The following is a 26147-nucleotide window of genomic DNA, read 5'->3' as shown; positions in this document are numbered from 1 at the left end:
ATGAGCACCTGGACCGCCCTGCTGATCTCCGCAGGCATCATCGCCTTCAGCGCGTTCTTCGTCGCCGTCGAGTTCGCCCTGGTCGCCGCCCGCCGGAACCGGCTCGCCGAAGCCGCTGCCACCAGCGCCTCGGCCCGCGCGGCGCTGAAGAGCGCTCAGGAACTGTCGCTGCTGCTGGCCGGATCCCAACTCGGCATCACCCTGTGCACCCTGGCCCTGGGCGCGATCGCCAAACCCGCTGTCCACCACCTGATGACCCCGACCCTGGGAGCCTGGGGGCTGCCGGAAGCCACCGCCGATGTGGCAGCTTTCATCCTGTCGTTGATCGTGGTGACGTTCATACACCTGGTCGTCGGTGAAATGGCGCCGAAGTCCTGGGCGATCTCCCACCCGGAAAAGTCCGCCACCCTGCTGGCGCTGCCGATGCGGGCCTTCATGTGGTTCACGCGCCCGCTGCTGGTCACCCTCAACCAGTTGGCGAACTGGTGCCTGCACCGGGTCGGCGTCGAACCGGTCGACGAACTGGCCACCGCCCGCACCGCCGACGACCTGCGGCAGCTGGTCCAGCACTCCGCCAAAGCCGGTGCCCTTGACACCGAACGCCACGACCAGCTCATGATCGCCCTGGACCTGCACAGCCGTCCGATCCGTGACATCGTGCGCCCGGCCGCGCAGATGGCCCACATCGACGCGGCCGCCACCATCGAACAGATCAAGACAGCCGCACGCAGCAGCGGGCACTCCAGACTCGTCGTCCGCCAAGACGGTCTGCCGGTCGGGATGGTCCACGTCCGCGACACGCTCACCGCACCCACCGACGTCACCGCCGCGGAGCTGATGCGACCAGTGGCGACTCTGACCGCCGACACCCCGATCTACACCGCGATGAGTGCGATGCGCGACAACCGCAACCATCTCGCCTTGATTCACGACGACCAACAACTCCTGGGGATCCTCACCCTGCAAGATCTCCTCAACCAACTCCTTACCACCCCACCAACGTCGAGCGCGGCGACGATTGCCAGCGTCCGGACTTCTGCACACGGATAGGTGACCCGGGGTTTTGTGAGAACTGGCGTGAGTAGACCACTGTGCGCCCGGGGAGAAGGGTCATCACAACAATCGAAGATGGTCACCGCCGCGGAGGAGACGGCCATGAAGCTGAAGCGATGGGAGATCCTGCTGCAGTACAGGGATCATCCCGACAACGCGGAGCCCGACTATGAGCAGCCGTACACCAACCAATTCCTCACCCGCCGTGGCGCTGAACACCGGGCGGGGCAATGGCGACTCGACAAGAAGATCGGATTGACCTGCGTGGTGCGAAGACGCCCGTGACGGTCGGGCGGTGGGTCCTCTGGGAGGGTGGGGCCAGGCGATGCGGCGACCCGGTGGAGAACGTTGCCCCGAGCAGGAACGCTCGTGCTCGAGGAGGTGTCGAGCGAGGAGGCCGAGGCGCATCAAGTGCTCGGCTGGGCGGCCGCATCGCCAGCCCCGTGAGATGCCTGATACCGCGTCCGGGTGGGTGACCACCTCCTTCCGTACCGTCCATCCCGCTGCATGACGTCAATGCTGTGTTGGTGTCCGCTTGCCTACATGACTGAGGGCCCGTTGGCGGAGGGCCGCGTTGGCGAGCCCGCCCGGTTCCACGTGCCCTTGCCCTAGCCGGGTTGAGCACCCGCGCCTCAGGCCGCTGCCCGTCCGACTGCGGCTCGCGCGGACGGGCAGGGGCCCGCTTCGGACGGGGCGGCCATCGTGGTGGGCTTTCCCAGCATGCGGCGACGATGGCGTCGAACTCGGTGCGTACCAGGTCGTCGTCCGCATACACGAGGTCGACAAACGCGCGGGCCTCGTCAACCGTGACGTGGTGTATTCCAGCCATCAGTCGTCACCGACCCTGACAGACCGCAGAGTGTGCTCAGGCCTTGATCTGTTTCTGCCCCGAATCGGTGTTCGCGATGGCGATCTTGCGGGGCTTGGCCCGCTCGGCGACCGGGATCGTCAACGTCAGGACGCCGGCGTTGTAACTGGCCTCGATCCGGTCCGCGTCCAACGTGTCACCGAGGAACAACTGGCGGGAGAACACGCCGAGCGGGCGTTCGGCGACCTGCATCTCCACGCTCTCGGGCACCTCCGGCGGCCGCCGCTCGGCCTTCACCGTGAGCACGTTCCGCTCGACATCGAGTTCGATCGCATCCGGCGCGACGCCGGGCAGGTCGAACGCGACGACGAACTGGTCACCTGTCCGGTAGGCGTCCATCGGCATCGGGTTCGGCCGGGACCACGTGCCCGGGCTCGAACCGCCGAAGAACTGTTGGGCGATGCGGTCCAGTTCGCGGAATGGGTCAGTGCGCATCAACATCGTCCGTACACCTCCTGATCGTCGACTGGGACGTGGCCGTCAATGCACAGTCCTCTTGTACCATGTCATCCAACCGATGACAAGAACTCAGTCATCTAACCGATGACTTCGGAGGTGGGGAGTGACCAGCCGATCACGCCAGGCACGAGCCCGTACAAGCCCGGCTGATCCAGACAACCGTCCGACGCCAACAACGCCATTGGCGGCGACGCCGGAGGAGGTGGTCGCACACTTGGCGGACACGATGAGCCGCATCTCAGCAAAGGCGGCAACGCGCGCCCGCCGATCGCCGCGAGCGCGTGGCGCACCACACCAGACGCGATCCGACACCGACCGGCACGTAGCTGCGTCCGGAGTGGATGGGCCGCATCTGCTGGCGGCACTTGCCTCCCTGCGACAACTGCGCGAGGAACTGGCCGGATGGGAGCCGACCCTGATGCGCGCTGCCCGCGACCGCGGCCTCACCTGGGCGGAGATCGCCCCAGCCCTCGGACTAGCCAGTCGCCAAGCCGCGGAGCGCCGCTACCTCAGACTCAACCCGCGGGCCGGGGAGACACCAGCATCCACCCGCGAGCAGCGCGTACAGGCGACCAGACACCAACGCGCCGGTGACAGAGCCGTCGCCGACTGGGCCCGCAACAACGCCGCCGACCTGCGTCAACTCGCGGGACAGATCACCGCACTCACAACCCTGAAGCCCGCCACCAAAAACAAGATCAAACCCATCCGGGCCGCGCTCGGCAGCAACGACGCAGCCGACCTGATCGGTCCGCTATCCCGAGCCGGACCCGCGCTTCGCCCCACCCACCCGCAACTCGCCGACCAGATCGCCGACCTCGACCACACCTCCGCCCGCATCCGTAGCTCCGATGGCGGCCGAGGCACCGCAGCACAGCCGACCGACGAGTAGCTCGGACAGAAAACCAGGACGGCTCGGGGACTGCAGCGCCCGATCGGCGCAGATGAGACGGAAACTGAGACTGAGGGCCGCCGGCCGGACCCTGGTCGGGTATCGGCACGGCGCCCACTCGGTGCGTTTCGGCTGGTAGGGGCGGAGGCGGCGGGATTTGAACCCGCGAGAGGGTTGAGCCCTCAACCCGCTTAGCAGGCGGGCGCCATAGACCGGACTAGGCGACGCCTCCCCTGGCAGAAGCCAACATGTGCGGATCAGGGTAGCGGTCGCCCCACCGACCGGGCAAAGCGCATTGCCGATGCCGACGATCCGGCTCGAAGAACCGGGGCGGGGCGGTGCTCGCCCGGCGCTGGCGAGGTACGGTGCCTAAGAGGTGCCGCCATGACCAGGCGAAGCGGAGTACGCACGGCCGGCTACACCGACCGTTATGACGCAGGTCGCCAGCTGGCAGACCAGCTCGCGGCCTACTCCGGGCGTGCCGACCTCACCATTCTGGGTCTCCCCCGAGGAGGCGTCGTCACCGCCGCAGCCGTGGCCGAACGCCTGGGCGCTCCCCTCGACGTCTTCTGCGTACGCAAGCTCGGCGTCCCCTGGCACCCGGAGCTCGCGATGGGGGCGGTGGCGAGCGGCGCGGTTCGCGTACTCAACGACGATGTCGTACGACAACTCGGGATTCGCCCCGACGAGATCGACGAGGTAAGTCGGCAGGAACTTGCCGAGCTGGCCCGGCGGGAGGCCGCCTACCGCGGGGACAGGCCGCCGGCGCCGCTCGCCGGGCGGATCGTCGTTCTCGTCGACGACGGAGTAGCGACCGGGGCTACCGCCCGCGCTGCGGCGGTGGCCGTCCGGCGTCTCGATCCGGCGCGGGTGGTGCTCGCCGTCCCGGTCGCACCGGCGCAGGCGTTGCGGGAGTTCACCGATGTGGTCGACGAGATCGTCTGCCCGCTGACGCCGGATCCGTTCGAGGCGGTCGGTCGGTGGTACCGAGATTTCCGCCCGACGTCGGACGACGAGGTGCGCGCCCTACTCCAGGCCCACCCCTGACTGACCCCCGCCGAGACAGGGTTCACGGGTCGCCCGAGCTCCCTGCCCGACAGTGCTCGTCGGAGCTTTGTCCCAGAACCCTTGCCTGCAAGGCAAGTCAGGGTCAACGCGATGGCGAGGGCCCTTCCTCGCCTGTGAGAAAGGGCCCTCACTGGTGACACTCGAACCTCGGGCTAGAGCCCCACCCCGAGGCCCAGGGCGGCGGCGAGGAGATCCCCGACCTGGACCGCTGCGGACAGGGCGACATCGAGGCCGAGGCCGAGGTGGTCGAGCAGGGACGAATCCCCTGTCGGCGCGATCGTGCTCGCCGACGCCGGCGTCGCGAGTGTCGGTACCGCGACGATGGCCGCGATACTTGCCGCTGAAAGCAGCTTCTTCATGACAGTCCTTCCACTAGACAATACGGACAGCAGTGGTCCGACTACCCAATGCGGAAGGGCTAAACCGAAAAGCGAACGAACAACGCCAATGCCTCACAAGCGCTCACTCCTCGTCAGCAGCGTCTGCTTGGCGCGCAGGCGGAGTGAGCGTCTCGACGACCAGATCGCCTTCGGCATAACGCTGTCTGAGAACCTTCTTGTCGAACTTCCCGACGCTCGTCTTCGGCACCTCGGCCACGAAGGACCAACGTTCAGGCAGCTGCCAGCGAGGCACCTGCCCCACCAGGAAGTCGCGCAACTGCTCCGCTGTCACCGACTCACCGGTACGTACGACAACCGTGGCCAGCGGCCGCTCTCCCCAACGCTCGTCGGGTACGCCCACCACCGAGGCCTCCGCGACCGACGGGTGACCCATGAGGAGGTTCTCCAACTGCACCGACGAAATCCACTCTCCGCCGGACTTGATCACATCCTTCGCCCGGTCGGTCAGGGTGAGAAACCCGTCAGCGTCCAGGTGTCCCACATCGCCCGTCCGCAGCCACCCGTCGTCGAACCGGTCCGACGCGTCCTCGCCGTAATAGCTGCCGGTGATCCATGGCCCGCGTACCTCCACTTCGCCGACGGTCTCGCCGTTCCACGGCGCGACCGCGCCGTCAGGTGTCACCACCCGGGCTTCGACGAGGGACACCAGGCGGCCCTGGGACAGCCGGTAGCGCCACCGCCTCTCGCCGCCGGAGTACTCCGGCGGGACTGCGACGGTCGCCACCGGCGAGGTCTCCGTCATGCCCCACGCGTGCAGGATGCGTACGCCATGGCGTTCGAAACCCTCCATGAGCGTTCGTGGGCACGCCGACCCGCCGACGATGACGTCGCGCAGGCTGGACCAGTCGGTGTCGGGATTGGCGTCGAGATACTGCAGGACCCCGCCCCACACACTGGGCACGGCCCCCGCGAGGGTCACGCGTTCGTCCTCCACCAGTCTGGCGAGCGGTTCCGGCGTCATGAATCGGTCCGGCAGTACCAGCGACGCCCCAACCAGGAAGCAGGCATGAGGAATCCCCCACGCGAGGACGTGGAACATCGGCACCACAGGCAGCGCTCGGTCGTTCGACCCGATCGCCAGTGCGTCGCCGAGCGCGATCCCCATGGAATGCAGGACGACGGAACGATGCGAGTACACCACGCCCTTGGGATTGCCGGTCGTCCCCGACGAGTAGCACATCGCCGCCGCTGACCGCTCGTCGATGTCCGGCCAGTCGAAGGTGTCGGGCTGCCCGGTGAGCAGATCGGAGTACGCATGGACCTCGACGCCGGGTGCCTTGCCTCGCACAGCGTCGGCAGCTTCCGCCGCGTTGTCACCCACAACCACGAGGTGCCGGACGGTCGTCAGCGACGGCAGGACAGGCGCGATAGCCGGGAGTAGCGTGGCATCCACCAGGACAACAAAGTCTTCCGCGTGGTTGGCGATGTAGGCAACCTGGTCGGAGGGCAACCGGATGTTCAGGGGATGCAGCACCGCCCCCATCGACGGGACGGCGAGGTACGCCTCGAGGTGCTCCTGGTTGTTCCACATGAACGTCGCGACCCGCTGGTCGGCGGTGACGCCGAGCCCGCGGAGGGCGTGCGCGAGGCGGGCGGCGTTGCGGGCCACCTCGGCATACGGTGCCCTGCGTAGGCCGTCGGCCGTCAGCGTCGCCACCGACCCTGTCCGTCCGTGGACAGTGCTGCCGTGATGCGTCAGCGATCCGATGGTGAGCGGGACGTCGAGCATCGTGCTGCGCAAGGCGACCTCCTCGTCGGCAACCGTCGTACGGCCGATCTTGGCAGCCCGCGCTGCCGACCAACAGGTTTGTGCGTGCCTTTGTACGGCCAACCTTCGGTGGCAAACTGTCCGATATGGGTGGCAACCTCACGGCGAGTTCGTTCGTCGAGCTTGGGTAAGAAAGACCTGGCCAGCCGGTTGACGGCCGGCCAGGTGTGTTTTGCGTGGTCCCGAACGATAATCAGTGGTCCCGAACGATTGCCAGCCGAGTGGGATTGAATACGGTCAATGTCTGAGTCTGTCCGGGACGAGTACGGTGTGCCGCGGCGCGGCCCCGTCGGGCCGAGGCCGCCGATGCGGCCGCGACGGCCGTCGATGTCGTTCGGCCTTGCACTGGGACTCACCGTAATCGGAACACTGCTCCCTGGTACCGGACTGATGGCGGCCAACCGTCGCCGGCTGGGCTCGCTGATCTTCTTCGTCTACCTGCTCCTCACCGCCGGCGCGGTCTACCTCGCCACCACCCGGCTACGCGAGCTCATGCATTGGGCCGTTCAGCCAGAAGCGCTCAATGTGATCAGCGTGGTCCTCCCGGTCCTCGGCCTCGCGTGGATCAGCGTCATCGTCGGCACCTACCGGTCGCTGCGCCCCGACCGTGCGAGCGTGGCGCAGCGGCTCGCCGGCTCCGGCATGATCGTCGCGCTGGCTCTGGTCATCCTCCTTCCACTCGCGGTCGGCGGCAGGTACGCCGGCGTGCAGCGGGGCCTGGTCGAGCACGTCTTCGCCGGCGAGGACAGCAGGAGCGCCACCCGGCCGAAGAACGTCACCCAGAAGGATCCGTGGGGCGGACAGGACCGGGTCAACGTTCTCCTCCTCGGTGGCGACGGCGGCAAGGGCAGGATCGGCATCCGACCGGACAGCCTGCAGGTGGCGAGCATCAACACCGAGACCGGCGACACGGTCCTCTTCAGCCTGCCTCGCAACCTCGAGAAGGTGCCGTTCCCGCCGGACTCCGTCCTTGCCGACGCCTATCCAGAGGGCACGTACGACGGCTCGGGCGACCGGCTGGAGTGGATGGTCAACTCGATCTACGAGAACGTCCCGCAGCAGCATCCTGGGCTGCTCGACAGCGACAACCCCGGCGCCGACGCCACGAAACTCGCGGTCGGCGCGGCACTCGGGATCCAGCTCGACTACTTCGTCCTCATCAATCTCGAGGGCTTCAAGGAACTCATCAACGCACTCGGCGGGATCACCGTCAACATCAACGAACGCGTCGCGATCGGTGGCTCGTCGGACGAGGGCGTCGAGCCGAGTGACTGGCTCGAACCCGGGCCGAACCAGCACCTCGACGGCTACAACGCCCTGTGGTTCGCGCGCGGCCGCTACGGCTCCGACGACTATCACCGGATGGAACGCCAGCGCTGCACGATGAAGGCGATCATCGACCAGGCTGAGCCAGGCAAGGTCCTCACCCGCTACGAGTCGATCGCGCAGAGTTCGAAGGACATCGTCTTCACCGATATCCCAGGCTCGCTTCTTCCCGCGTTCGTCGACCTGTCGATGAAGGTGCAGCGCGGGGCCCAGGTCAAGAGCATCGCGTTCACGAACACGATCATCCGTCCCTGGGACCCCGACTACGACCTGATCCGGTCCATGGTGGCCAAGGCGATCAGGAACAGCGGCACCGAACAGGTGTCGGACCCCGGGCAGGATCCGAAGCCCGCGCCGGACGAAACCGGATCCCCGGACGCCACGCCGTCGCCGACGCCGACGGACGACTCCGACGACTCGGCGTCCCCGTCCCCGAGCACGAGTGGCACGCCAGCGCCCGGCGGTGACTCGCTCGACGACACCTGCGCCTACCACCCGGCGGTCGACTGACCCAGCCCGGCGCTCTCCCGCGGCCGATTCCGCCGACGGGCCGGGCGGCGCCCGATGACGGCGGGTCCGAGCAACCGCCCGAAGCAGAGCGCCGCCCCAGCTCCCGTGGGGGCGTGGGAGCCGAGGCGGCGCGTGGTGACACACCATGGAGGGATGGCGCAATCATGCTGTTCAACGATGCGTCGAACCAAAGGGTTACGCTCAGCTTTGAGTTGACTCTAATTTGTAATCAAAGCGTCGCTCTGTGCCCAGGTCGTGGTGGACGGATGTCGTACGCATGACCTCGGCGTCTTGGATGAGGGGACCCTCATCCGACCTGGTGACGGCCCCTTCGCGTGTCGCCAGTCCGCCCAGTGTCCACGATGTGAGGGCAGTAACCGTCTAGAGCGGGCGGTAGCCGTGTGCGTCGTTCAGCCGGTCCCGAAGCTGTTCCTCCAGGGTCTGGGCTGGTACGTCGAGCAGTCGGGAGGCGATCAGGCTGCTCCGTCCGTCTGCGAGTTCGAGGACGAAGACGGTGCCCGCCGCACCGTCGACCCGGCGTACGTCCGCGACGTCGGTCCACCGCGCGGCTCGCACGCTGTCGCGGCGCCACGTGGTCTGGTTGCGGAAGCCGGCGGCGTCCATCGCGAGCGGCGCGCCACGGCTGAGCATCGTCCACCCGACCCAGCCCGCGACGACCGCGAAGATCGCGACGAGGAGCCACTCCACTGCCAACAGCGCCGGCCGGTCGAGCGCCGGAACGCTCCGCCGCAGGACGTCCAGCAGGAGAGCGAGACCGAGCCAGAGGCAGGCCATGCCGACGACCCGGAGGCGCAACGCCGGACGCAGGCGGAATTTCGTCGGCTTCTCAGGCATGCGCACGAGTCTGTCACGCGGCCCCGGGACAGCTGACGCCCCTTCACCCGGCTGGCGTTGCGCACGGCGCCACCACCATGGGTGGCGCCGTGCGCACTCCTACTTCAGGGCGCCCCGGGTGAGGCCGGAGACGAACTGCTTCTGGAAGAAGATGAACACGAGGATCACCGGCAGCGACGCCAGCAACGCCCCGGACAGCAACATTCCGTAGCGGAAGTCGTACGGCCCGACGAGCGAGGCGATGCCGAGGTTCATCACGAACATGTTCGGGTCGGTGGTGATGACCAGCGGCCAGAAGAAGTCGTTCCAGAGCCCGAGAAAAGTGAGAATTCCGAGTACGGCGACACCCGGCCGCACCAACGGCAGGACGATGCGCCACCAGATCCGGAACTCTGTCGCACCGTCGACGCGCGCGGCATCCAGCAGTTCGTTCGGCACCGAAAGGGTGTATTGCCGCATCAGGATGATCCCGAACGCCGTCACCGCGCGCGGGATGATCAGACCCTCATAGGTGTTGAACCAGCCGAGCGTACGCATGATCTCGAACTGTGGAACCAGCAGCACCTGGGTCGGCAACAGAATCGTGACCAGCATGATGACCAGCAGCTGGTTCTTGAACCGAAACTCGTGCTTGGCGAATGCGAATCCTGCCAACGACGCCAGCGTCACGGTGAGAGCGGTGCCGACCACCGCCACGATCGTGGTGTTGAGTGCCCACCGCAGCATCGGGAATCCGACGACCAACTCGTACATGTTGGTCCAGGTCCAGGCCTGGGGGAAGAGTGCGAACTCTTCGGAGAAGATCTCCTCGTTGGGCTTGAACGCACCGAACGCCATGTAGAGGTAGGGCAGTGCCTCGATCACGACGCCGAGCAGTAGCACCGCGTTGAGCACGACTGCCGCCACGATGACGTTCCACCGGCGGGGAGCGCGCGCCCTCAGGTCACGCATCAGCACTTTGTCAGCGACCGCCATGGTTACCCTCCCCACTCCTGTCTACAGCCCCAGTCATCACTACAACCTGAGTCGTCACTACAGCCTCACTCATCACAGAAGATGCCTCTCTGGTCGGGGACCCAGACTGGACGCGATTGCCTTACTCACCGGGAGACGCCCAACCACCGAAGACCTTGATATTGATCGCGGACACCGCCAGCAGGAAGAACGTCATCACGTAGGCGATGGCGCTGGCGTATCCCACATTGAAGAACTGGAAGCCCTGGTTGTAGATGTAGAGGGTCACCGTCAGCGATGCATCGGACGGGCCGCCTTGGGTCAGCAGGAGCGGCAACGCGAACAGGTTGTAGGAACCGATGATGGCCTGCAACACGACGAACAGCGCGATTGGCCGCAGCAGTGGCAGCGTGATGTGCCAGAAGGACTGCCAGCGACTTGCACCGTCAATGGCTGCCGCCTCGTAGTAGTCCTCGTCGATGGCGTTGAGGCCGGCCATCCAGTACAACGCGTTGATACCGGTCCAGGTCCAGATACCGATCAGGACGATGGAGAACATCACCACCTTCGGATCGGTGAGCCACGCGATCGAATCCAGGCCAAGACCTTTCAGACCGTAGTTGAGCAGGCCGGCGTTCTCGTCCAGGATCCGGAACGCGATGACCGCGATGATGACCTCGGAGGTGAGGACGGGGAAGAAGAAGGCCGTCCGGAAGAACGTCTTCCACCGCACCAGGCGCGAGTTGATCCCAAGCGCGAGCAGCAGCGAGACCCCGCCGATCAGGAAGACGCTGCCGAGTGCGTAGATCGTGGTGTTGCGCATCGCCATGCCGAAGCGCTCGTCACCCAACAGGTGCAGATAGTTGCCCAGTCCGAAGAACGACCGTTCCTCGAACCCGAAGCCTTTGGTGAAGCTGAGGATGAACGAGTAGAGGATCGGATACAGGCCGAAGATCGCGAACAGGATGAAGAACGGCGCGATGAACAGGTAGGGCGCAACACGTCGCTGACGGCGCCACCACCACTCTCGAGCTGGCCACAGTGGCCGGCTCAGGCGGGTCACGAGAGTCGTCGATGCCATAGCGGGTCAGTTTCCCTTCTCAGGAGCTACGCCGTCACGAATTCGATGGTGTCCAGGGCTTCGTTCTGGGCGTTGGTCAGCGCCGTCTTCGGCGGAATGTTGAGGTTCTGCATGGCCGGCGTCACGCCGATTCGGACGAGCGCGCTCGTCGCCTCCTGGTAGTAAGGGGACGAGTAGGCGTTGTTGATCTCGGGAGACACCTCGTTGATCAACTGGCCCACCCGTTGGTTGTCGAAGAACTCCAGCGGCTCGTTGAGCTTGGACTCCTGGAATGCCGGCCGGTAGGTGGGCCAGACCTGCCGACCGGCGAAGTCGTACATCAGCGCCTCGGTGGTGGTGTGCTCGAAGAGCACGAAGTCCATCGCTTCCTCCACGAAATCGCTGGTCTTCAGCACCGAGACCCCGGTGCCACCCCACGTCGCCGTGCGGGAACCTCCGGCTTCCCAGCGTGGGAACGGCATCAGGTGCCACTTGCCCTTGGTACTGGGAATGTTCTGCTGGACGAATCCGCTGAACCGCCAGGACGGTCCGAGCAGGGAGGCGATCTTCCCTTTCTCCAGCGCGATGTTGTAGCTCTGGCCCTGCGGGGTCAGGATCGACCAGCCGTCCTTCACGGCGTCCTGCATCCACGTGAGGGAGCGAAGGCCGGGCGGCTGGTTGAACGCCGGCTTGCCGTCAGCGCCGAAGTAGCCGCCGCCGCCCTGGAGCGTCAGCAGCCACCACTGGTTGGCGTCGAGATACGCCTGGTCCAGGAGCACGTCGCCGGTGTCGCGGTGGAACCGCCTGGCCTCCTCGACGAACTCCTCCCACGTGGCGACCTCGGTGTTGACGCCCGCCTTTTCCCAGACGTCGTGCCGATAGCTCATCAAGCAGGCATTGAGCTCGTTACCGACTCCGTAGGTTTTGCCCTGCCAGGACCAGGGATCGGTCGCGGACGGGTGATAGAGGTTGTCCCATTCACCCATCTGCTGAAGCTTCGGCTTCAGGTCGGCGAAAATGACGTCGCCTTTGATATAGCGCGCGAATTGCCCGATCTCGACATCGACGATATCTGGCCCACCGGACTGCGCCTGCGCGGTAACCAGCAGCTGGTCGTGCATCTGCTGGTAGGGCAACACCAGCCACTCGATCTCGAAATCGGGATTTCTTTCCTTCTTGTACAGTTCCCAGGCCTTTTTCTGCCAGGCCGTTCGAGTGTCGGTAAATGCCCAGAAGCTCAGCGTCTTCTTGGCCCCGCGGTTCAAATTAGGTGATTCGCCGCAACCTGACAGCCAGCCACCCGCAGCGGCGGCACCCGCGGTAGTAGCGGCCCCCTTCAGGACGGTCCTCCTGCTCACAGGCGCCATGACCAGTAGCCTCCAACAGCGTTCGACATCGAATACTTGGGCGATGCCCGCCAAAACAAGAAGAAACCGGCCTACGCGCCAAAAGCCGATCAGCCGAATTTCTGCGAGATTCCCGGTGGGCATATGTTGCAGTTGCTATGCGGTTTTACGCTATTCCACCGAACGAGCTGCCAGCGGCGCTGAGCGTACGCCGCCGGCGGATTGAGCGGCTAGGAGCGTGACCTGCTTCGGACGTCCTGAAAGAATTTCGGTAACGCATAGTGCCGAAGCCTGAGAGCCAGCGCAAGTCCCTGGAGACCAGTGATGCCCACCCATCGCTGTTACTACGTCGGCAATTCGTTCAGCACGGGACTTCGTTAGTGGTTGCTCCGATTGCGCCCGTTCAGGCGTGAACACACCCGCTCATGGGAGATTCGGAGCTTCCCCGCAGTGGGATGAGGTGCACTCAACCTGCCCGGAAACTGACGACCCCGACGAAGGCTCCGTACACGCCGAAGGCCGGGATACGGACGTAGCCGATGAGGACGGGTCGGATGGCGAGGGTTCGGGCGCCGCGTCACCGACGAGTCGGCGTGGTCCCGATCCGCTCGCGGCAAGCCGGTCATGGGGGTTGGCGAGGGCGCACCGATCGATGGAAAGGCACCCGCACCCGATGCAGTCGGTGAAGTCGTCGCGCAGTTGTTGCAGCTGGCGGATGCGATCGTCCAATTCCGCCCGCCAGCGCCGGGACAGGCGTTCCCAGTCCCGCCGGTTGGGTGTGCGACCGTCCGGGAGCTCTGCGAGTGCGTCTCCCACATGCGCCAACGGGATGCCGACCCGCTGCGCGATGCGGATCAGCGCGACGCGGCGGAGGGTGTCACGCCGGTAGCGGCGCTGGTTACCGGAGGTACGCCGGCTGGTGATGAGGTTCTGCCGTTCGTAGAAGTGCAGCGCGGAGACTGCGACGCCACTGCGTGCGGCGAGCTGGCCGACGGTGAGTTCCTTCTGGTCCCAGGTGAGATCGTCCATCGCCCGAGCACTCCGATCCGGCTTGGCCACGTCGCGGCAGCGCCAGGACCTCACCGGCGGCCACGCACACCTTCACCTCAACAATAGGTGAGGGTCGGGGGAAGGGGCCGGGCCGGCGAGCCAACGTCGGGGCGGTCCAGATCGCGGAGGCGGGCGATCTAGACCGGCCCGGCGCGGGCTCGCGCCTGTCCGGAGAAGAATGCTGCGGGCCAACAGGTCTGGGGCCCTACCGGACTGGCGCTGACCCAGCCCGGACGTCTCACTACAAGGTCACCGCACCGGCACGCTCGACAGTCGACTCACGAGGCCACCTTCCGTGCACAGAGGGGGCAGTCTTCGGGGCGTTGGTTCTCGGCGACCATTCTGATCGCCTGTGACACCCGGTAAACCGCCTCGGTACGAATCTGGGCCAGCCGTTCGTCCTCGACGGTTCCCTGCTGTCGCAGGCTGGTTTCATACGTCGGGAGCGGGTCCTGGGCCACGACGTCGTACTCATCCGGCAGGTAGCCGGTAACCCGGCTGGCGTCTTCCTGCCGAACTCTCACGGTGCCTACCTCAACGAGGGAAGGACCTTCGCCTGACCTGGCTCGGGTCACTGCGCGCCCGGTCGCTGTGTAGATCGCTTCCACCGCGTTGTGCTCCACACGTTCCCCCGGGATGTCATAGGTCGTCAAGGGGGTGAGGCCGTCCATCTCGGTACTCCCCGAACTCGCAGCCATTGGTGGGGTCGTTCCATAGTCGTCCTCGACGACGAAAACAACAGGCAGTTTCCAAAGATTGGCCAGAGTCATGGCCGAACGGAAACCTTCCTCGTCGGCCACTGCCCGGTCGACGATCGACGCCGCGATCTGGCCGCTGCGGCGTTCCCGGAACGCGAACGCGCGCCCGAGCGCGGACAGGTAGCCCTCCGACAACATCAGCGGGCTGGACCAGCGGAGGTCCTCGGCGGCCCAGGCGTCCTGCGCCGACCCACCTGCGGGTGGAGCGATGCTCGCGATGCCACCAGACTGGGGCCGCTCCGCGCCGACGCCGTGCGTGCTCCCGTGTCGATGCGCCAGGCCGACCGACTCCTCCGCCAGGCGGTGGAGGTCCAAGCCGCGCGCAACCGCGAGCTGGTGCGGCCTCGTCACGGCCGTCACCGCGTCGCGTGGTCGCAGCTGTGCCGCCACTGCGGCGGCCACGGGCTCCCGCCCGACAAACGCCAACCCCAGGGCCTTGGCCCGGTCACCGTCTCGATCGACGTCGCCGGCCGGGTGATCGTCATGGTCCTGATCTCGCGCCGCTGCGGCTTCGAACTCGCGGCGTACGGCGTCGTCGAACGCCCTCACCAGGATCATGAGGCGGAACAGTTCGACCCGAGTTGCGTCAGTCAGCGTCGGGTCTTCGGACATGACTCCTCCCTCTTCCCTCCGTAAGGAAAGCACTGCCGGAGGAGAGGGGTTGCACCATGCCGCTGATTGGCCCGACAAAATCAGCCAAGGCTCAGTCGTGCACGGCGCCCTCGTGGCCGCGATGCTCGACCGACTCGATCTGGAACGTCGAGTGTTCGACGTCGAAGTGATGCGCGAGGCAGGCGCGGAGCGCGTCGAGCACCTTTCCGGTCTGTCCGCCGGCGATGGTGGCGTCGTCGACGACCACATGGGCGGACAGGACCGGAAGCCCGGAGGTGATCGTCCAGGCGTGCAGGTCGTGGACCTCGAGGACACCAGCGACACAACTGATGTGATCGCGCACATGATCGAGGTCGACACCCTTGGGCGCCGTCTCCAGCAGGACATCGACGGCGTCGCGGAGGAGCACCCATGCCCGCGGCAGGATGACGACGCCGACCGCGATTGATGCCACGGCGTCCGCCGCGATCCATCCCGTGGCGGCGATCACGACCGCCGCCACGACGACCGCGACCGAGCCGACGAGGTCGCCGAGCACCTCGAGGTAGGCGCCCCGGATGTTCAACGACTCCGACTGTGCACGGTGCAGGAGCAGGAGCGACGCGGTGTTGGCCACCAGGCCGATCACCGCGACGACCAGCATCAACGTCGACGCGACCTCGGGCGGGTCGAGCAGGCGTCGTACCGCCTCGACGAGGATGTAGAGGGCGAGACCGAACAGCAGCACGGCGTTGATGACGGCGGCGAGGATCTCGGCCCGCTGCCAGCCGAAGGTACGCCTGGCGGTCGGCGCGCGCTGGGCGAGGGTGGTGGCGATCAGCGCCATCGTGACGCCGGCCGCGTCCGTCGCCATGTGCCCCGCGTCGGCGAGCAGCGCCAGCGACCCCGACAGCACCGCGCCGACCGCCTCGATCACCAGGACGGCCACCGTGAACGCGAGAACGGCGACCAACCGGCCGCGGTGAGCGCCGGTCACCGTGCCGTGGTTGTGCCCGTGACTCATCGTGCCGCTGTCTCCCGTACGTCGTGGCCCCCAGTCTTTCCTACGCCTGGCCGGTGGCGTCTGGGATCTCTCCTACCCGCTCGACGAGAGGTGCGGGCTCAGGTCGCGAGGAGCGTGGACCACCCGGTGAGGCGCAGGACCAGGTCGGGCAGTTCCTCGATCTGCTCCCTGGCCCGGACGTCCGCCTGCATCGGTTCGATCGAGCGGTGGTCGACGAGCCCGAGCGTCACCTCCAGGCGTTCGGCCAGTCGGGTGAGCCGGAGCCCCACCCGGCGGGCGATCACGGCCCGACCGGTACCGGGCGCGGCACCACCCTCCGCTGTGTAGGCCGACAGCGCGCGGCGCACCATCGCCGCGTCCGGTGCCGAACGGCCGAAGGCGGCGAAGTCCAGCAGCGCGTGGGCGGCCTCGAGCGGGGCACTGTCGGGACCGGAGGTGTCCCAGTCGATGAGGACCGGACCGCGTTCGGAGATCAGGACGTTCCACGGTTCCACGGCGCGGTGCGTCACCACGTATCCGCCGGCCTCGGCGAACGCCTCGCCGATCCAGCGGGACGCGTCGAGGATGTCGGCCAGGTGTTTGCGCAGGGCAGGCGCCCACAGCCGCCCCTGTGCCTCGCCGTCGGCGAGCCAGGCGTGCCAGCGGACAGCGGGGAACAGGCCGTACGACTGCGGCTCCGGCGTGGCGTCGAGCGGCTCCAGCTGATGCAGCCGGGCCAGCGTCGCACCGAGCCACTCACCCAGGTCGTCGTCCTTGTCGACCGGACGATGGTCGATCCATTCGTACGCCCGGAACACGCCGAACCCGTGCACGCGGGTCGCGCACCCGAACGCCGGGCTGCGCGGCTCGATCGGTCGAGGCGCGTCGATCCCCGCGTCACAGGCACGGGCCTCGAACGCCATCGCGCGGTCGAGGTCCGGCCGCCACTCCGGGTCAGGACCGACCCACAGCCGCTTCACGAGGAAGCGCCCCGCCATGGTGGCGAGCGCCCACGTCTCGTGGCTGCCGTGGTGGTGGGGCACCAGCGACTCGATCGGCCGCCCGAGGCCGAACGCCTGGGCGATCATGGCCGCCGACGGCGACGGCGGGTGCGGAGTGGGTGCCTCGGTTGAGGAAGCGGGCGGCGGGGGCATCTGATCACGCTAGCGAGCGCACCGGTCCGCGTCGACCAACTCCGTGCCGGGTCGGTGATTCAGCTGACCACGTCACCTGGGCGAGCGACCGGGTGCCGATGCATCGAGGCGATCCGTCAGTCCGCCTGGCAGTCGACGAGTACCTTGACGACACCGCCGGACTCCAACGCGTCGAAGGCCTGGCTCACCTTGGCCAACGGCACGATCTCAGAGATCAGGGACTCCACCGGCACGTCGCCGCGATGGACCAGCTCGACGGCGGTGTCGAAGTCGGCCCGGTCGTAGACGCGCGTACCCACGATCGACAGCTCGCGCAGGAAGACCTGGTTGAGGTCGACGGGCACGGGGTCGGGGTGGATTCCCACGACGACCATCCGGCCGCGGACGCCGAGGACGTCTGTCGCCGTACGCACGCCAGCGGCCGCACCCGACACCTCGAACGCGACCGGTGCGCCGGCACCAGCCGTCCAGTCGGCGACGTACGCCGGAACGTCTTCCGTTGTCGGGTCGAGCGTGGTCAGCCCGATCTCCTCCGCCACGCCGCGGCGATACGGGTCGGGCTCGACGACGAGGACCCCGGCACCCTCTGCCTTGGCGACCCGTGCGATCAGGAGGCCCACCGGACCGCCGCCGATGACGACCGCCCACTCGCCTCCGCGGAGGTTCGCCCGGCGTACGTCGTGAACCGCGACCGCGGTCGGCTCGACCAGGGCGGCCTGGTCGAGCGGCAGATCGTCGGGAAGCCGGATGACGACATCGGCGGGTACGGTCCAGAGACTCTGCATCGCACCCGGCAGGTCGACGCCGATGACCCGCAGCCGCTGGCAGACGTGGGAATGACCGGCCTCGCAGGCGGCGCAGGTGCCGCACCACCGCAGCGGCATGACCGTGACGGGTGCACCGACCAGGTCCGGCGCGACCCCGGCACCCACCGACACGACCCTGCCCGACGCCTCGTGCCCGAGGATCGCGCGGTCGGGGACGCGGGCGTCCATCGCACCGTGGCGGATGTGCAGGTCGGTTCCACAGATCCCGGCGTACGCGACCTCGATCTGGACCTCACCGGGGCCCGGCGGCACTGGCTCGTGTTCCTCGACCCGGAGTGTGCGCTCCCGGGTGTACATGGCTGCGCGCATGTTTCTCCTCGCTCCGTACCCATCGTCGCCGGCCGGTTAAGGTCACGCATGCGGAATGAGCGGGAAGACGGAGCAGATGTACGCCTGCCACTGTCCGTCCCGACCCGATCGGTGGTCGCTGACCGCGGGCCGACGGCACGGCCGACGGCCGAGCGGCAGCGGCCGCGCACCAGGCGGGTGTCGTATCGCTCGGTGAGGACGGGCGATCAGCGACCGTAGAGCCGCCGGGTGTCGTACTGCTCGGTGCGCCCGGAAGCCTGCCGACGGCGCGGCGCCCAGATCACCATGGTCACCACGAGGCCGAGCGCCCCGACGACCATGAGGATCCAGCCGACGACGGAGATGTCGAGACCAGAGACGTCGTACTCGATCGCGAACGCGAGGATGGCGCCGACAGCGATGAGGAAGATGCTGGCACCAATACCCATGGAAACCACCTTGAACGCTGGGCTGACTTGGTCGTGTGGACGGACGGTGTAGCCCCCCGTTGCGGTGATGCCGACGTACTGCGCGTACCGCGCCGTTGCGCGTCGCCGCCTGCACACAGTAGGACACGAGGTCAGCGGGGCGCGACCTGAACGGCCAATCCGTCCCGGGCGGTACGCCGCGTCGTCAGGTACCGTCAGGACAATCCGAGGCGTACGGCGGTCACCAGCCGGGCACGGGGTGGAGTCAGCCTCGGACTGGCCGGGGGCCCGTCCGCTGCTACGTTGTGGGCCCCGTCGAAACCAGATGGGTGCGAGCAAGAGATCCAGCATGCCGAAGGCCGAGCGATGAACCCCTTCAGGGTGAGTGGCAGAAGAGGTCGTCGCGCCCAGACCACCGAGGATCCGGGCCAGGACCTCATGGACATCCTCTACCGGGACTACTACACACCGTTACTTGCGTTCGCCATGCGCCTCACGGGCGGGCAGCGGCAATGGGCCGAGGACGTCGTGCAGGAGACCTTGCTGCGGGCCTGGCGCAACGCTGCGGAGCTCGACCCTGACGGACGGTCGCTGATGCCCTGGCTCGGCACCGTCGCGCGACGTATCGTGATTGACGACCGACGTCGACGAGACGCCCGGCCCGCCGAGGTGGCCCACGAGCTCCCGGAAGTGCCCGTCGAGGACCAGACCGAGCGGCTCCTGCGGACCGTCACGGTCACCGAAGCGCTGCAGGCGCTCACCCCAGCTCATCGCGAGGTGCTCGTGGAGACGTTCCTGAACGACCGTACGGTCAATCAGGCCGCCGACAACCTCGGTGTCCCGGTCGGCACGGTGAAGTCCCGGGTCTACTACGCGTTGCGCGCTCTCCGCCTGGCGCTGGAAGAACGGGGGGTGACACTGCAATGACGACGATCGATCACACGGACCACGGGCCGCACACCGACGTCGCGGCATACGCTCTCGGACTGCTCGAGGACGCTGACCGGCAGGCCTTCGACAGCCACCTCGCGGGGTGCGCCAGGTGCCAGGCCGAGCTGGCGGAGTTCGCGGGACTCGCCGGAGCGCTCCGCGACGTGGACCCCGCGGTACTCGCCTCGAGTGCGGTTGCCGGCCCAGTGGACGGTGCAGTGGACGGTGCAGTGGACGGTGCAGTGGACGGCGCGGAACCGGACGGCGCCGTCCTGGAGTTACGGAGACGCCGACGGCTGGCCGCCCCCGGGGTCGTCGGGGCGAGTGCAGACGGGGCGGGCCGTACGCGTCGGGCCGGCGGATCGCATGGAGCGCGGGGTTCCGGTGGCGCGGACGGCACGAACGAGCGCCGGTGGATCCGGCCCGACCGGCTACTCGCGGCGGCCGCGGCCGTCGTCCTGCTCATGGCCGGTGCTGTGGGTGGCACGTTCATCGCGGATCGCGGGAGCGACACCACCGCCACGCCCGACAGTGTGCACCGTCCGGCGGGCGAACTCCTACTCACCGGCGAACGCTTCGCGACAACCGACCGCGCGACCGGCACGACCGGCGTGATCGGGGTGGAGAGCCGCAAGTGGGGCACCCACCTGGCGATGGAACTCCGCGGAGTCCACGGCCCGCTCAGCTGCCAGCTCATCGCGGTCTCCAGGGACGGCCAACGACAGGTGGCGATGAGCTGGAAGGTGCCGCCTGAGGGATACGGAGTCCCCGGGGCGCCCGACCCGCTCGTCCTGCACGGCTCGACCAGCATCCCGCGCGAGGACGTCGCCGGCGTGGAGGTACGCACCGCCGAGGGCAAGACCATCCTCAGGGTCTCCCTCTAATCCGAAAATCGACGGTCAACGTCAGCGTCAGCGTCAGCGGTCAGCGTCAGCGGTCAGCGTCAGCGGCCATGGTCAGCGTCGGCGGCCAGCGCGGCACCGACGACGCCGGCGTGGACGCCGAGGCCGGCCGGCACGATCGGCAGCGCCCGGGTCTGGGGCGCCCAGATCATCCGCCGCGCCCGGTCGACCGCACCCGCAAGGTAGGCACCACCCGCAAGGCCGAGCCCGCCACCGACGACGACCGCCTCCGGATCGAGCGCGTTCACCAGCAGGGCGATCGCGTCACCGAGCGCGTCGCCGGCGTCACGGACGACCGTCACCGCCACCGGGTCACCGGCAGCGGCGGCGTCGAGCACCATCCGGGCATCGCCCTCGACCCGACCACCGGCGACCTGGCTACCAACGACCTGGCCACCGGCCACCTGGCCACCGGCGACGCGGAAGCGTTCGACGAGCGCGGGACCAGCGGCGACCGTCTCCAGCAACGGCGGCTGATCGGCGGCGCCCGGTCGCCCCACGACGTCAGGGCCAGTGGGCTTGGCGCCTGGTGCCAGCAGGAGCAGGGCGTTGCCGCGGGCTCCTGCGTACGGCACGCCATGCTGGACGAGGCTGAACGAGATACCGGTACCGATCGTGACGTAGACGAAGACCTCGTGTTCGCGCCCGGCGCCGAAGCGGGCCTCGGCGAGAGCAGCCGCGCGGACGTCCGACTCGATGCGTACGGGCAGGTCGTCACGGGCGGCGGGTCCGCCGTCCGCCGCGACCGCCGCCGCGAGCTCGTCCCGGCGCCAGGCCAGCAGGTGGTCCGAGGTGATGTCACCGGCCGGGCTGACGAGCTCGGGGACGCCGACACCGACGCCGCCGAGGGGACACTCTTCGTCCGCCACGGCGTCGGCGAGCTGGCGGACGAGGGCGACCGTCGTGAGCAGGACCGCGTCGCTGCCCCGGCGCAGGTCGGTCGGCACGGTGACCCGGTGGCGGACCGTCCCGGTGCGAGGGTCGACCACGCCGCCGGCGATCTTCGTACCTCCGACGTCGACTCCCACGAGCAGCTGAGGGGCTGCGCCGGTGTTGGCGGCGGGGTCGGCGGCGGACGTCGTACGACTCACCCGGACGACTCCGGCGTCGCGGTGGTCGCCTGTCCGGCGTCAGGGAGGTACGCCGGGGCCACCCCGAACACGAACTCCACCGGCTCGGCCGACCAGTTGTAGTACTGGTGCGGCGTCCCCGCCGGGAGGAAGAACCCGTCGCCCGGCTCCAGCTCACACCAGGACGCGACATCCGGCCCGGCCTCCGGGAGGTGGACGTTGAGCCGTCCCCGCGTGACGTACAACGCCTCCTGGCCGGCATGGGACTCGACGTCACCACGCCGGCCGGGCAACAGCTCGACCACGCCGGCCGTGAGGTGTTCGGTCGAGGCCAGCAGACCGACGAGCACCTGCTGCTGGTGTCCCTCCAACCGGAGCCGCCGGTCGGCGACGCCGATCCTGGTGATCGTGTCCGCGGACCGGATCTTGTCACGCTCCGCCGGCCAGGATCCGAGCACGTGGTCCTGGATGTAGGTCGACTGCTCGAGGTACGGGCGGGTGCGTGCGTAGCTGCCCGACGTCCCCTGCGACGGCGGCGGGGAGAAGAACTCCAGCACGCGGAGCTCCTCGTCGCCATGGTTGATCACGTGGTGCCACGTGTCCCGCCGGAAGAACGCCGCCTCGCCCGGGGTGACGCGATGCACCTCGCCGGTCTCCGGGTTCGCGATCAGCATGACTCCGCTGAGGACGTACAACACCTCGTCGGCCGCGAAGACCGTACGAAACGAGTCGGAGTGTCGGAAGCGCCCGCGCGGCGGCAGGCCGAACACCAACTGGTGGATGTCGGTGCTGGAGACGTAGATCCAGTCCGACACCCGACCCGCGCCGTCGTCGCCCCAGAGGTGTCGGGTGACCGAGCGGTACGGGATGTGGGTGGGCTCGGTGAATGTCGGGCGCGGAGAGGGGGCGTAGGCCACGTCTCTTCCTCCGGATCTGTTCGGGATCTCACGGGTGTGGGTCGGCTGACCCATCCTCGGGACCGGCGTGCTCGGCGACATCGGCGGTGGACTCGGTGAGGACGACGCGCAACGGGTTGGCGTCGTCGCCCGTCCCGGAACCACCCGGTCCCCCGCGACCGGCACGCGGGCGGCGACTGGACGCGGCGAACTCGAACCGGTCCGCTCGGTACGTCGCCTCGAAGTACTCCACCGGCTCCCCGGCGTAGTCCTCACTCACCCCCCACAACGCCATGACGCAGGCACCCTTGGCCAGGTCGAGGTGGGCGCGTTCGGCGGCGGTGGCGGCGCGGGCGGCGAAATGCTGGCGGGCACCCGCGAGACGCAGCCCGAAGTCCGATTCCAGGGTGGCGTAGAGCGAACGACCGGTCAGGTCGGCCTTCTCCAGTCCGCCGCACAATGCGTGGGGAAGGTAGCTGGCCTCCAGGACCAGCGGCTCACCGTGCGCCCTGCGGATCCGCCGCACCGTGACCACCGGCGAGCCGGCCTCGACGCCCAAAGCCGTAGCCACGTGGGGCGACGCCGGTACGACGGCCTGCTCCAGCACGTCCGATGTCGTCGTACTCCCCTGCGCGGCCAGCGTCTCGCTGAACCCCAGCAGGTGCAGTGCGTCGTAGGTGAGCTTCGGCTCGGCGACGAACGTCCCGACCCCGTGCCGGACCACGACCAGGCCGTCCGCGACCAGCAGCGCGATCGCCTGCCGCGCGGTCATCCGGCTGACACCCGCCTGCTGGCTGAGCGCGGACTCCGAGGCCAGCCGCGCGCCGGGACCGAGCGTGCCCGCGCGGATCTGGTCGCGGATGCCCGCCGCCACCTGGTGGTAGAGCGGCAGCGGGTTGTCCCGGTCCCGTCGTACCCGCTGACCGGTGGTCGACGCCGCCGCGCGTCCCGTCATCTGCTCGCGTGCGTACGGTCGTGCACCCGGTGGGCCGCCTCCCGCCCGGACTCGCCGTCACCGAACGACAACGCCGGGAACGTGCTCGACACCTCGTGGTGCTTGCCGTCCTCACCGGACGCGATGGCGCCGAGCATGACCTCGAGCACGTGGTAGGCGTGCTCCGGCGCGACCAGCGGCGTGGTCCCGGCCGCCACCGACTCGACGAGGTGCTGCAGACCGGCGGTCCACGGCCACCCTGGGTTCGGGCTTGCGTACAGCTTCCACGCGCCCTCGGAGTTCTGCCACAGCTCGTGCCCCTGGGGTGCCCAGTCGTCGCCGAGCATCTGGACGGTGCCTTCGGTGCCGTAGATCTCGACGGCGGGCGAACGGTACTGCTGCATGGAGAAGCCGGTCGTCACCGTGGCGAGGACGGAGCCGCCGAAGTCGAGCAGGATCTGGTAGTTGTCCGGCGTCTGGACGTCGATCATCCGGCCGTCGACCATGCGCTGGTCGTGGACCTTGCCGGTGAACGCCGACACCCGGCGTACCGGTCCCAGCAGTCCGGTGAGTGCGGTGACGTTGTAGACGCCGAGGTCGAACAGCGGACCGCCGCCGGCCTGGTAGAACCACGGCCCCCAGTCGGGGCCGGCCCAGCCGTAGCGGCCGCGCGCGAGCGTCGGCCGGCCGATGTCGCCCGCCATGACGTGCCGCCACATCGCCTGGAACGTCGGGCTCAGGATGACGAACGGCGCGCACACGAGGTGGCCCGGGCTCGTCTTCGCCAGCTCGACCAGTTCGGCCGCCTCGGGCAGCGTGATGGCCATCGGCTTTTCGACGAGGACATGCTTGCCGGCGAGCAGTGCGTCCTTCGCGAGTGGGCCGTGCTCGGGCATCGAGGTGAGCACCATCACGATGTCGACGTCCGGGTCGTCGAGGACCTCGCGGTGGTCGGTCGTGAAACTGACGACGCCGGGTTGGTCGGCGACGATCTCGCGGACCTCTGGGTTGGCGTCACAGGTGACGATCTCGTCGAGCTGGCCGCGGGTGCGCAGCTGCTGGATGAGCGACATGTACGGCCAGCGGAACACCCGACCGCAACCGATGACTCCGAGCTTGTACGGACGTTCCGCGGCGACCACGGCGACCTCCAGTCACGGGGGGTGTCCCCAGTGGCCCCCTATAGACGTCTAGATGTCTGGAGACGCTAGGGAGCGGTGGCACGTCCGGTCAACGCATCCGAACGGGAGCGGCCGGGACCGGCCGCGCGGCCGTCAGGCTCCTGCGGCGCTGGCTCCTCCGTCGAGCGGGGCGAACAGGTCGACCGAGTTCCCGTCGGGATCGGCCAAGGTGGCGTAGCGCTGGCCCCAGAACGCGTCCCAGGGCGGGTTGTGGCCGGTGTAGCCGAGCTCCAGCAGTTCGGCGTACGTGCGGTCGACGTCGGCCGCGGAATCGACCCGAAAGGCCAGTCCGATCCGGTGCCCACCACTCGGCGGCTTCCATTCGCTGTCGAACGAACGGACCACCTCCTCGGTGTCCCACATCAGCCGCAGGCCGCCGGGAAGCGGGGCCTCGACGTGCGGTTCGGTGTCGGCCTCGGGCGGGATGTCGAGGCCCAGCCGGCGATAGAACGCGAGCGACCGTGCCATGTCGGCGACGACCATCCCGATGGCGTCAAGACGAGGTTGCATGAACGGACTTCCTTCGTACGGAGGGATAGGCGGAGCCAGGAGGGCTCCCCGCATTTGGCTCGGCACGCTAGTCCGAGCATCCCCCGGTCGCCTTGAACGAATCGGCCATCGGCTCTTGCGTCAGCCGTCGCTGCCCGCGGACCCACCGGGCGTCGCCTCGGCCAGCCGGGCATGCAGCCGGGCGCGGATCTCCTCGGGCGTGTAGGCCTGGCGGCGCCGCTCGGCCCGGACGATCACCGCACCCGTCGCCGCGACACCCACCACGCCTGCCAGTCCCAGCCATTTCCACCAGCGCACCCGCCTAGGCTACGACCATGCCGGGTACGACGATCACCCTGGACGAGGCGCTGGACCTGACACGTACCGGCGACATCTGGCTTTTCCGCGGCCACTCCATGGCCGATCGCGCCATCCGGGTGACCACGAACAGCCCGGTCAACCATGTCGGCATGTCGGTCGTCCTCGACGATCTGCCGCCGCTGATGTGGCACGCCGAGCTCGGCCGGTCGTTGCCGGACCTGTGGTCGGGTACGCACCAGCGGGGAGTCCAGCTACATGATCTCCGGGCGGCGGTGCTCGTCTGGGCACGGAAGTACGGCCAGCAGGCCTGGCTCCGCCAACTCGACCAGTCGGTGACACGGGAGATGGAGGACGCCGTGCTGCGGACGATCGCGCGGCTGGACGGAACCCCGTTCCCGTCGAGCGCGCGGATGGCGGCGCGATGGTTGCGTGGTCGGGTACCAGCCCTCGGCGTGCGCGAAGGCCTGTCGACACTGCGGCAGACCCGTGGCCGGCGATGGTCCCTGCCGGGCCGGGGCGGTGGCCGCGGTGGGCGCGGTGTCGATCTGGAGACCGCGTACTGCGCGGAGGTCATCGCGGTGACCTACGAGGCGATGGGTCTGCTGCCCACCGGCCGACGGTCGAGCTGGTACGACGCGGGTCGTTTCTGGAGCGGCGACGAGCTCCCGCTCGCGGCTGGCGCCCGACTCAGTGGCGAGATCGCCGTAGAGATTCCTGGGGCGAGTCGTCGGTGATCATGCGCGGGATGCTGAGCGGGTCGGGGTG

Annotated in this window: 27 protein-coding genes and 1 tRNA gene; 8 read left to right on the top strand and 20 right to left on the bottom strand. The window is 68.2% G+C overall.

Translation table 11 applies throughout. The features are described 5' to 3' along the window. Nucleotides 1-1050, top strand: coding sequence for a hemolysin family protein (locus ABN034_RS07500; RefSeq protein ID WP_349690259.1), 1050 nt, complete (start codon nucleotides 1-3; stop codon nucleotides 1048-1050). Nucleotides 1051-1155: 105 nt separating this feature from the next. After that, the gene (locus tag ABN034_RS07495) at nucleotides 1156-1338 is read left to right on the top strand and encodes a hypothetical protein (RefSeq protein WP_349690258.1); all 183 of its coding nucleotides are present in this window, start codon (nucleotides 1156-1158) and stop codon (nucleotides 1336-1338) included. A gap of 580 nt (nucleotides 1339-1918) precedes the next feature. Here ABN034_RS07495 and ABN034_RS07490 read toward each other — a convergent pair. After that, a complete protein-coding gene (locus tag ABN034_RS07490; protein WP_502878983.1) occupies nucleotides 1919-2356 on the bottom strand; it encodes an Hsp20/alpha crystallin family protein in 438 nt (145 codons plus the stop codon). Between the two features lie 361 nt (nucleotides 2357-2717). Between ABN034_RS07490 and ABN034_RS07485 the strand changes: the two genes are divergently transcribed. After that, a complete protein-coding gene (locus ABN034_RS07485; RefSeq protein ID WP_349690256.1) occupies nucleotides 2718-3272 on the top strand; it encodes a hypothetical protein in 555 nt (184 codons plus the stop codon). 142 nt (nucleotides 3273-3414) lie between these two features. Here the strand turns inward: ABN034_RS07485 and ABN034_RS07480 are convergent. After that, nucleotides 3415-3504 (bottom strand) — tRNA-Ser (locus ABN034_RS07480). Between the two features lie 152 nt (nucleotides 3505-3656). Here ABN034_RS07480 and ABN034_RS07475 point away from each other — a divergent pair. Then, nucleotides 3657-4319, top strand: coding sequence for a phosphoribosyltransferase (locus ABN034_RS07475; RefSeq protein WP_349331005.1), 663 nt, complete (start codon nucleotides 3657-3659; stop codon nucleotides 4317-4319). A gap of 173 nt (nucleotides 4320-4492) precedes the next feature. Here the strand turns inward: ABN034_RS07475 and ABN034_RS07470 are convergent, their stop codons facing one another. Next, entirely contained in the window at nucleotides 4493-4699 is a 207-nt protein-coding gene (locus ABN034_RS07470) for a hypothetical protein (RefSeq protein ID WP_349331004.1), read from the bottom strand. 103 nt (nucleotides 4700-4802) lie between these two features. Beyond that, nucleotides 4803-6482 carry a long-chain fatty acid--CoA ligase gene (locus ABN034_RS07465; RefSeq protein ID WP_349690255.1) on the bottom strand — a complete coding sequence of 560 codons (1680 nt, stop codon included), beginning with the start codon at nucleotides 6480-6482 and terminating at the stop codon, nucleotides 4803-4805. 267 nt (nucleotides 6483-6749) lie between these two features. Between ABN034_RS07465 and ABN034_RS07460 the strand changes: the two genes are divergently transcribed. Next, the gene (locus ABN034_RS07460) at nucleotides 6750-8345 is read left to right on the top strand and encodes an LCP family glycopolymer transferase (protein ID WP_349690254.1); all 1596 of its coding nucleotides are present in this window, start codon (nucleotides 6750-6752) and stop codon (nucleotides 8343-8345) included. 381 nt (nucleotides 8346-8726) lie between these two features. Here the strand turns inward: ABN034_RS07460 and ABN034_RS07455 are convergent, their stop codons facing one another. The 10 genes from ABN034_RS07455 to ABN034_RS07410 all read right to left on the bottom strand — a co-directional run bounded on the left by ABN034_RS07455 (nucleotide 8727) and on the right by ABN034_RS07410 (nucleotide 18680). Continuing rightward, on the bottom strand, nucleotides 8727-9200 hold the full coding sequence (locus ABN034_RS07455; protein ID WP_349690253.1) for a hypothetical protein: 474 nt from the start codon (nucleotides 9198-9200) through the stop codon (nucleotides 8727-8729). Between the two features lie 99 nt (nucleotides 9201-9299). Then, a complete protein-coding gene (locus ABN034_RS07450; protein ID WP_349331000.1) occupies nucleotides 9300-10175 on the bottom strand; it encodes a carbohydrate ABC transporter permease in 876 nt (291 codons plus the stop codon). A 121-nt stretch (nucleotides 10176-10296) separates the two neighbouring features. Then, nucleotides 10297-11235, bottom strand: coding sequence for a carbohydrate ABC transporter permease (locus ABN034_RS07445; RefSeq protein ID WP_349330999.1), 939 nt, complete (start codon nucleotides 11233-11235; stop codon nucleotides 10297-10299). A 26-nt stretch (nucleotides 11236-11261) separates the two neighbouring features. After that, on the bottom strand, nucleotides 11262-12581 hold the full coding sequence (locus ABN034_RS07440) for an ABC transporter substrate-binding protein (protein WP_349690252.1): 1320 nt from the start codon (nucleotides 12579-12581) through the stop codon (nucleotides 11262-11264). 402 nt (nucleotides 12582-12983) lie between these two features. Next, nucleotides 12984-13589 (bottom strand): redox-sensitive transcriptional activator SoxR, encoded by a 606-nt coding sequence (gene soxR, locus ABN034_RS07435; RefSeq protein WP_349690251.1) that lies wholly within the window; start codon nucleotides 13587-13589, stop codon nucleotides 12984-12986. A 299-nt stretch (nucleotides 13590-13888) separates the two neighbouring features. Next, nucleotides 13889-14980: a thiamine pyrophosphate-dependent enzyme gene (locus ABN034_RS07430; RefSeq protein WP_349690250.1), complete on the bottom strand. Its 1092-nt coding sequence runs from the start codon at nucleotides 14978-14980 to the stop codon at nucleotides 13889-13891. A 91-nt stretch (nucleotides 14981-15071) separates the two neighbouring features. Continuing rightward, nucleotides 15072-15983 carry a cation diffusion facilitator family transporter gene (locus ABN034_RS07425; RefSeq protein ID WP_349690249.1) on the bottom strand — a complete coding sequence of 304 codons (912 nt, stop codon included), beginning with the start codon at nucleotides 15981-15983 and terminating at the stop codon, nucleotides 15072-15074. A 98-nt stretch (nucleotides 15984-16081) separates the two neighbouring features. Continuing rightward, nucleotides 16082-17116, bottom strand: a complete 1035-nt coding sequence (locus tag ABN034_RS07420) for a phosphotransferase (RefSeq protein WP_349690248.1) — start codon at nucleotides 17114-17116, stop codon at nucleotides 16082-16084. Nucleotides 17117-17232: 116 nt separating this feature from the next. Continuing rightward, complete coding sequence (locus ABN034_RS07415; protein ID WP_349690247.1) at nucleotides 17233-18252, bottom strand: zinc-dependent alcohol dehydrogenase; 1020 nt, start codon at nucleotides 18250-18252, stop codon at nucleotides 17233-17235. Nucleotides 18253-18458: 206 nt separating this feature from the next. Beyond that, nucleotides 18459-18680: a DUF6458 family protein gene (locus tag ABN034_RS07410; protein ID WP_349690246.1), complete on the bottom strand. Its 222-nt coding sequence runs from the start codon at nucleotides 18678-18680 to the stop codon at nucleotides 18459-18461. Nucleotides 18681-19040: 360 nt separating this feature from the next. Here ABN034_RS07410 and ABN034_RS07405 point away from each other — a divergent pair, with 360 nt between their 5' ends. Then, nucleotides 19041-19586, top strand: coding sequence for a sigma-70 family RNA polymerase sigma factor (locus ABN034_RS07405; RefSeq protein WP_349690245.1), 546 nt, complete (start codon nucleotides 19041-19043; stop codon nucleotides 19584-19586). Next, nucleotides 19583-20473, top strand: coding sequence for a zf-HC2 domain-containing protein (locus ABN034_RS07400; protein ID WP_349690244.1), 891 nt, complete (start codon nucleotides 19583-19585; stop codon nucleotides 20471-20473). Before ABN034_RS07405 ends, ABN034_RS07400 begins: the two co-directional genes overlap by 4 nt. A gap of 59 nt (nucleotides 20474-20532) precedes the next feature. Here the strand turns inward: ABN034_RS07400 and ABN034_RS07395 are convergent, their stop codons facing one another. The 6 genes from ABN034_RS07395 to ABN034_RS07370 form a co-directional block, all read right to left on the bottom strand. Beyond that, on the bottom strand, nucleotides 20533-21582 hold the full coding sequence (locus ABN034_RS07395; protein WP_349690243.1) for an ROK family protein: 1050 nt from the start codon (nucleotides 21580-21582) through the stop codon (nucleotides 20533-20535). Continuing rightward, the gene (locus ABN034_RS07390) at nucleotides 21579-22478 is read right to left on the bottom strand and encodes a cupin domain-containing protein (protein ID WP_349690242.1); all 900 of its coding nucleotides are present in this window, start codon (nucleotides 22476-22478) and stop codon (nucleotides 21579-21581) included. The genes ABN034_RS07395 and ABN034_RS07390 overlap by 4 nt, the downstream gene beginning before the upstream one ends. A gap of 28 nt (nucleotides 22479-22506) precedes the next feature. Beyond that, a complete protein-coding gene (locus ABN034_RS07385; RefSeq protein ID WP_349690241.1) occupies nucleotides 22507-23412 on the bottom strand; it encodes a GntR family transcriptional regulator in 906 nt (301 codons plus the stop codon). After that, nucleotides 23409-24533, bottom strand: coding sequence for a Gfo/Idh/MocA family protein (locus ABN034_RS07380; RefSeq protein ID WP_349690240.1), 1125 nt, complete (start codon nucleotides 24531-24533; stop codon nucleotides 23409-23411). The genes ABN034_RS07385 and ABN034_RS07380 overlap by 4 nt, the downstream gene beginning before the upstream one ends. 132 nt (nucleotides 24534-24665) lie before the next feature. After that, nucleotides 24666-25082, bottom strand: a complete 417-nt coding sequence (locus ABN034_RS07375; protein ID WP_349690239.1) for a VOC family protein — start codon at nucleotides 25080-25082, stop codon at nucleotides 24666-24668. A 120-nt stretch (nucleotides 25083-25202) separates the two neighbouring features. Then, the gene (locus ABN034_RS07370) at nucleotides 25203-25379 is read right to left on the bottom strand and encodes a hypothetical protein (protein WP_349330984.1); all 177 of its coding nucleotides are present in this window, start codon (nucleotides 25377-25379) and stop codon (nucleotides 25203-25205) included. A gap of 17 nt (nucleotides 25380-25396) precedes the next feature. On the opposite strand from ABN034_RS07370, the gene ABN034_RS07365 reads away from it, so the two are divergent. Then, nucleotides 25397-26116: a hypothetical protein gene (locus tag ABN034_RS07365; RefSeq protein ID WP_349690238.1), complete on the top strand. Its 720-nt coding sequence runs from the start codon at nucleotides 25397-25399 to the stop codon at nucleotides 26114-26116. Nucleotides 26117-26147 lie beyond the last annotated feature (31 nt).

Origin of the sequence: Actinopolymorpha sp. B11F2 (assembly GCF_040195635.1) — a bacterium.
Classification (GTDB): Bacteria; Actinomycetota; Actinomycetes; order Propionibacteriales; family Actinopolymorphaceae; genus Thermasporomyces.
Note: the sequence above shows the minus strand (reverse complement) of the source record. Positions and strands in the feature narration are given on the sequence as shown.

Bases quoted from the DNA above. Each gene is read 5' to 3' on its own strand.
- ABN034_RS07500 (WP_349690259.1), top strand. From the start codon at position 1: ATGAGCACCTGGACCGCCCTGCTGATCTCCGCAGGCATCATCGCCTTC.
- ABN034_RS07495 (WP_349690258.1), top strand. From the start codon at position 1,156: ATGAAGCTGAAGCGATGGGAGATCCTGCTGCAGTACAGGGATCATCCC.
- ABN034_RS07490 (WP_502878983.1), bottom strand. From the start codon at position 2,356: ATGCGCACTGACCCATTCCGCGAACTGGACCGCATCGCCCAACAGTTC.
- ABN034_RS07475 (WP_349331005.1), top strand. From the start codon at position 3,657: ATGACCAGGCGAAGCGGAGTACGCACGGCCGGCTACACCGACCGTTAT.
- ABN034_RS07470 (WP_349331004.1), bottom strand. From the start codon at position 4,699: ATGAAGAAGCTGCTTTCAGCGGCAAGTATCGCGGCCATCGTCGCGGTA.
- ABN034_RS07460 (WP_349690254.1), top strand. From the start codon at position 6,750: ATGTCTGAGTCTGTCCGGGACGAGTACGGTGTGCCGCGGCGCGGCCCC.
- ABN034_RS07455 (WP_349690253.1), bottom strand. From the start codon at position 9,200: ATGCCTGAGAAGCCGACGAAATTCCGCCTGCGTCCGGCGTTGCGCCTC.
- ABN034_RS07450 (WP_349331000.1), bottom strand. From the start codon at position 10,175: ATGGCGGTCGCTGACAAAGTGCTGATGCGTGACCTGAGGGCGCGCGCT.
- ABN034_RS07445 (WP_349330999.1), bottom strand. From the start codon at position 11,235: ATGGCATCGACGACTCTCGTGACCCGCCTGAGCCGGCCACTGTGGCCA.
- ABN034_RS07440 (WP_349690252.1), bottom strand. From the start codon at position 12,581: ATGGCGCCTGTGAGCAGGAGGACCGTCCTGAAGGGGGCCGCTACTACC.
- soxR (WP_349690251.1), bottom strand. From the start codon at position 13,589: ATGGACGATCTCACCTGGGACCAGAAGGAACTCACCGTCGGCCAGCTC.
- ABN034_RS07430 (WP_349690250.1), bottom strand. From the start codon at position 14,980: ATGTCCGAAGACCCGACGCTGACTGACGCAACTCGGGTCGAACTGTTC.
- ABN034_RS07425 (WP_349690249.1), bottom strand. From the start codon at position 15,983: ATGAGTCACGGGCACAACCACGGCACGGTGACCGGCGCTCACCGCGGC.
- ABN034_RS07420 (WP_349690248.1), bottom strand. From the start codon at position 17,116: ATGCCCCCGCCGCCCGCTTCCTCAACCGAGGCACCCACTCCGCACCCG.
- ABN034_RS07415 (WP_349690247.1), bottom strand. From the start codon at position 18,252: ATGCGCGCAGCCATGTACACCCGGGAGCGCACACTCCGGGTCGAGGAA.
- ABN034_RS07410 (WP_349690246.1), bottom strand. From the start codon at position 18,680: ATGGGTATTGGTGCCAGCATCTTCCTCATCGCTGTCGGCGCCATCCTC.
- ABN034_RS07400 (WP_349690244.1), top strand. From the start codon at position 19,583: ATGACGACGATCGATCACACGGACCACGGGCCGCACACCGACGTCGCG.
- ABN034_RS07385 (WP_349690241.1), bottom strand. From the start codon at position 23,412: ATGACGGGACGCGCGGCGGCGTCGACCACCGGTCAGCGGGTACGACGG.
- ABN034_RS07375 (WP_349690239.1), bottom strand. From the start codon at position 25,082: ATGCAACCTCGTCTTGACGCCATCGGGATGGTCGTCGCCGACATGGCA.
- ABN034_RS07365 (WP_349690238.1), top strand. From the start codon at position 25,397: ATGCCGGGTACGACGATCACCCTGGACGAGGCGCTGGACCTGACACGT.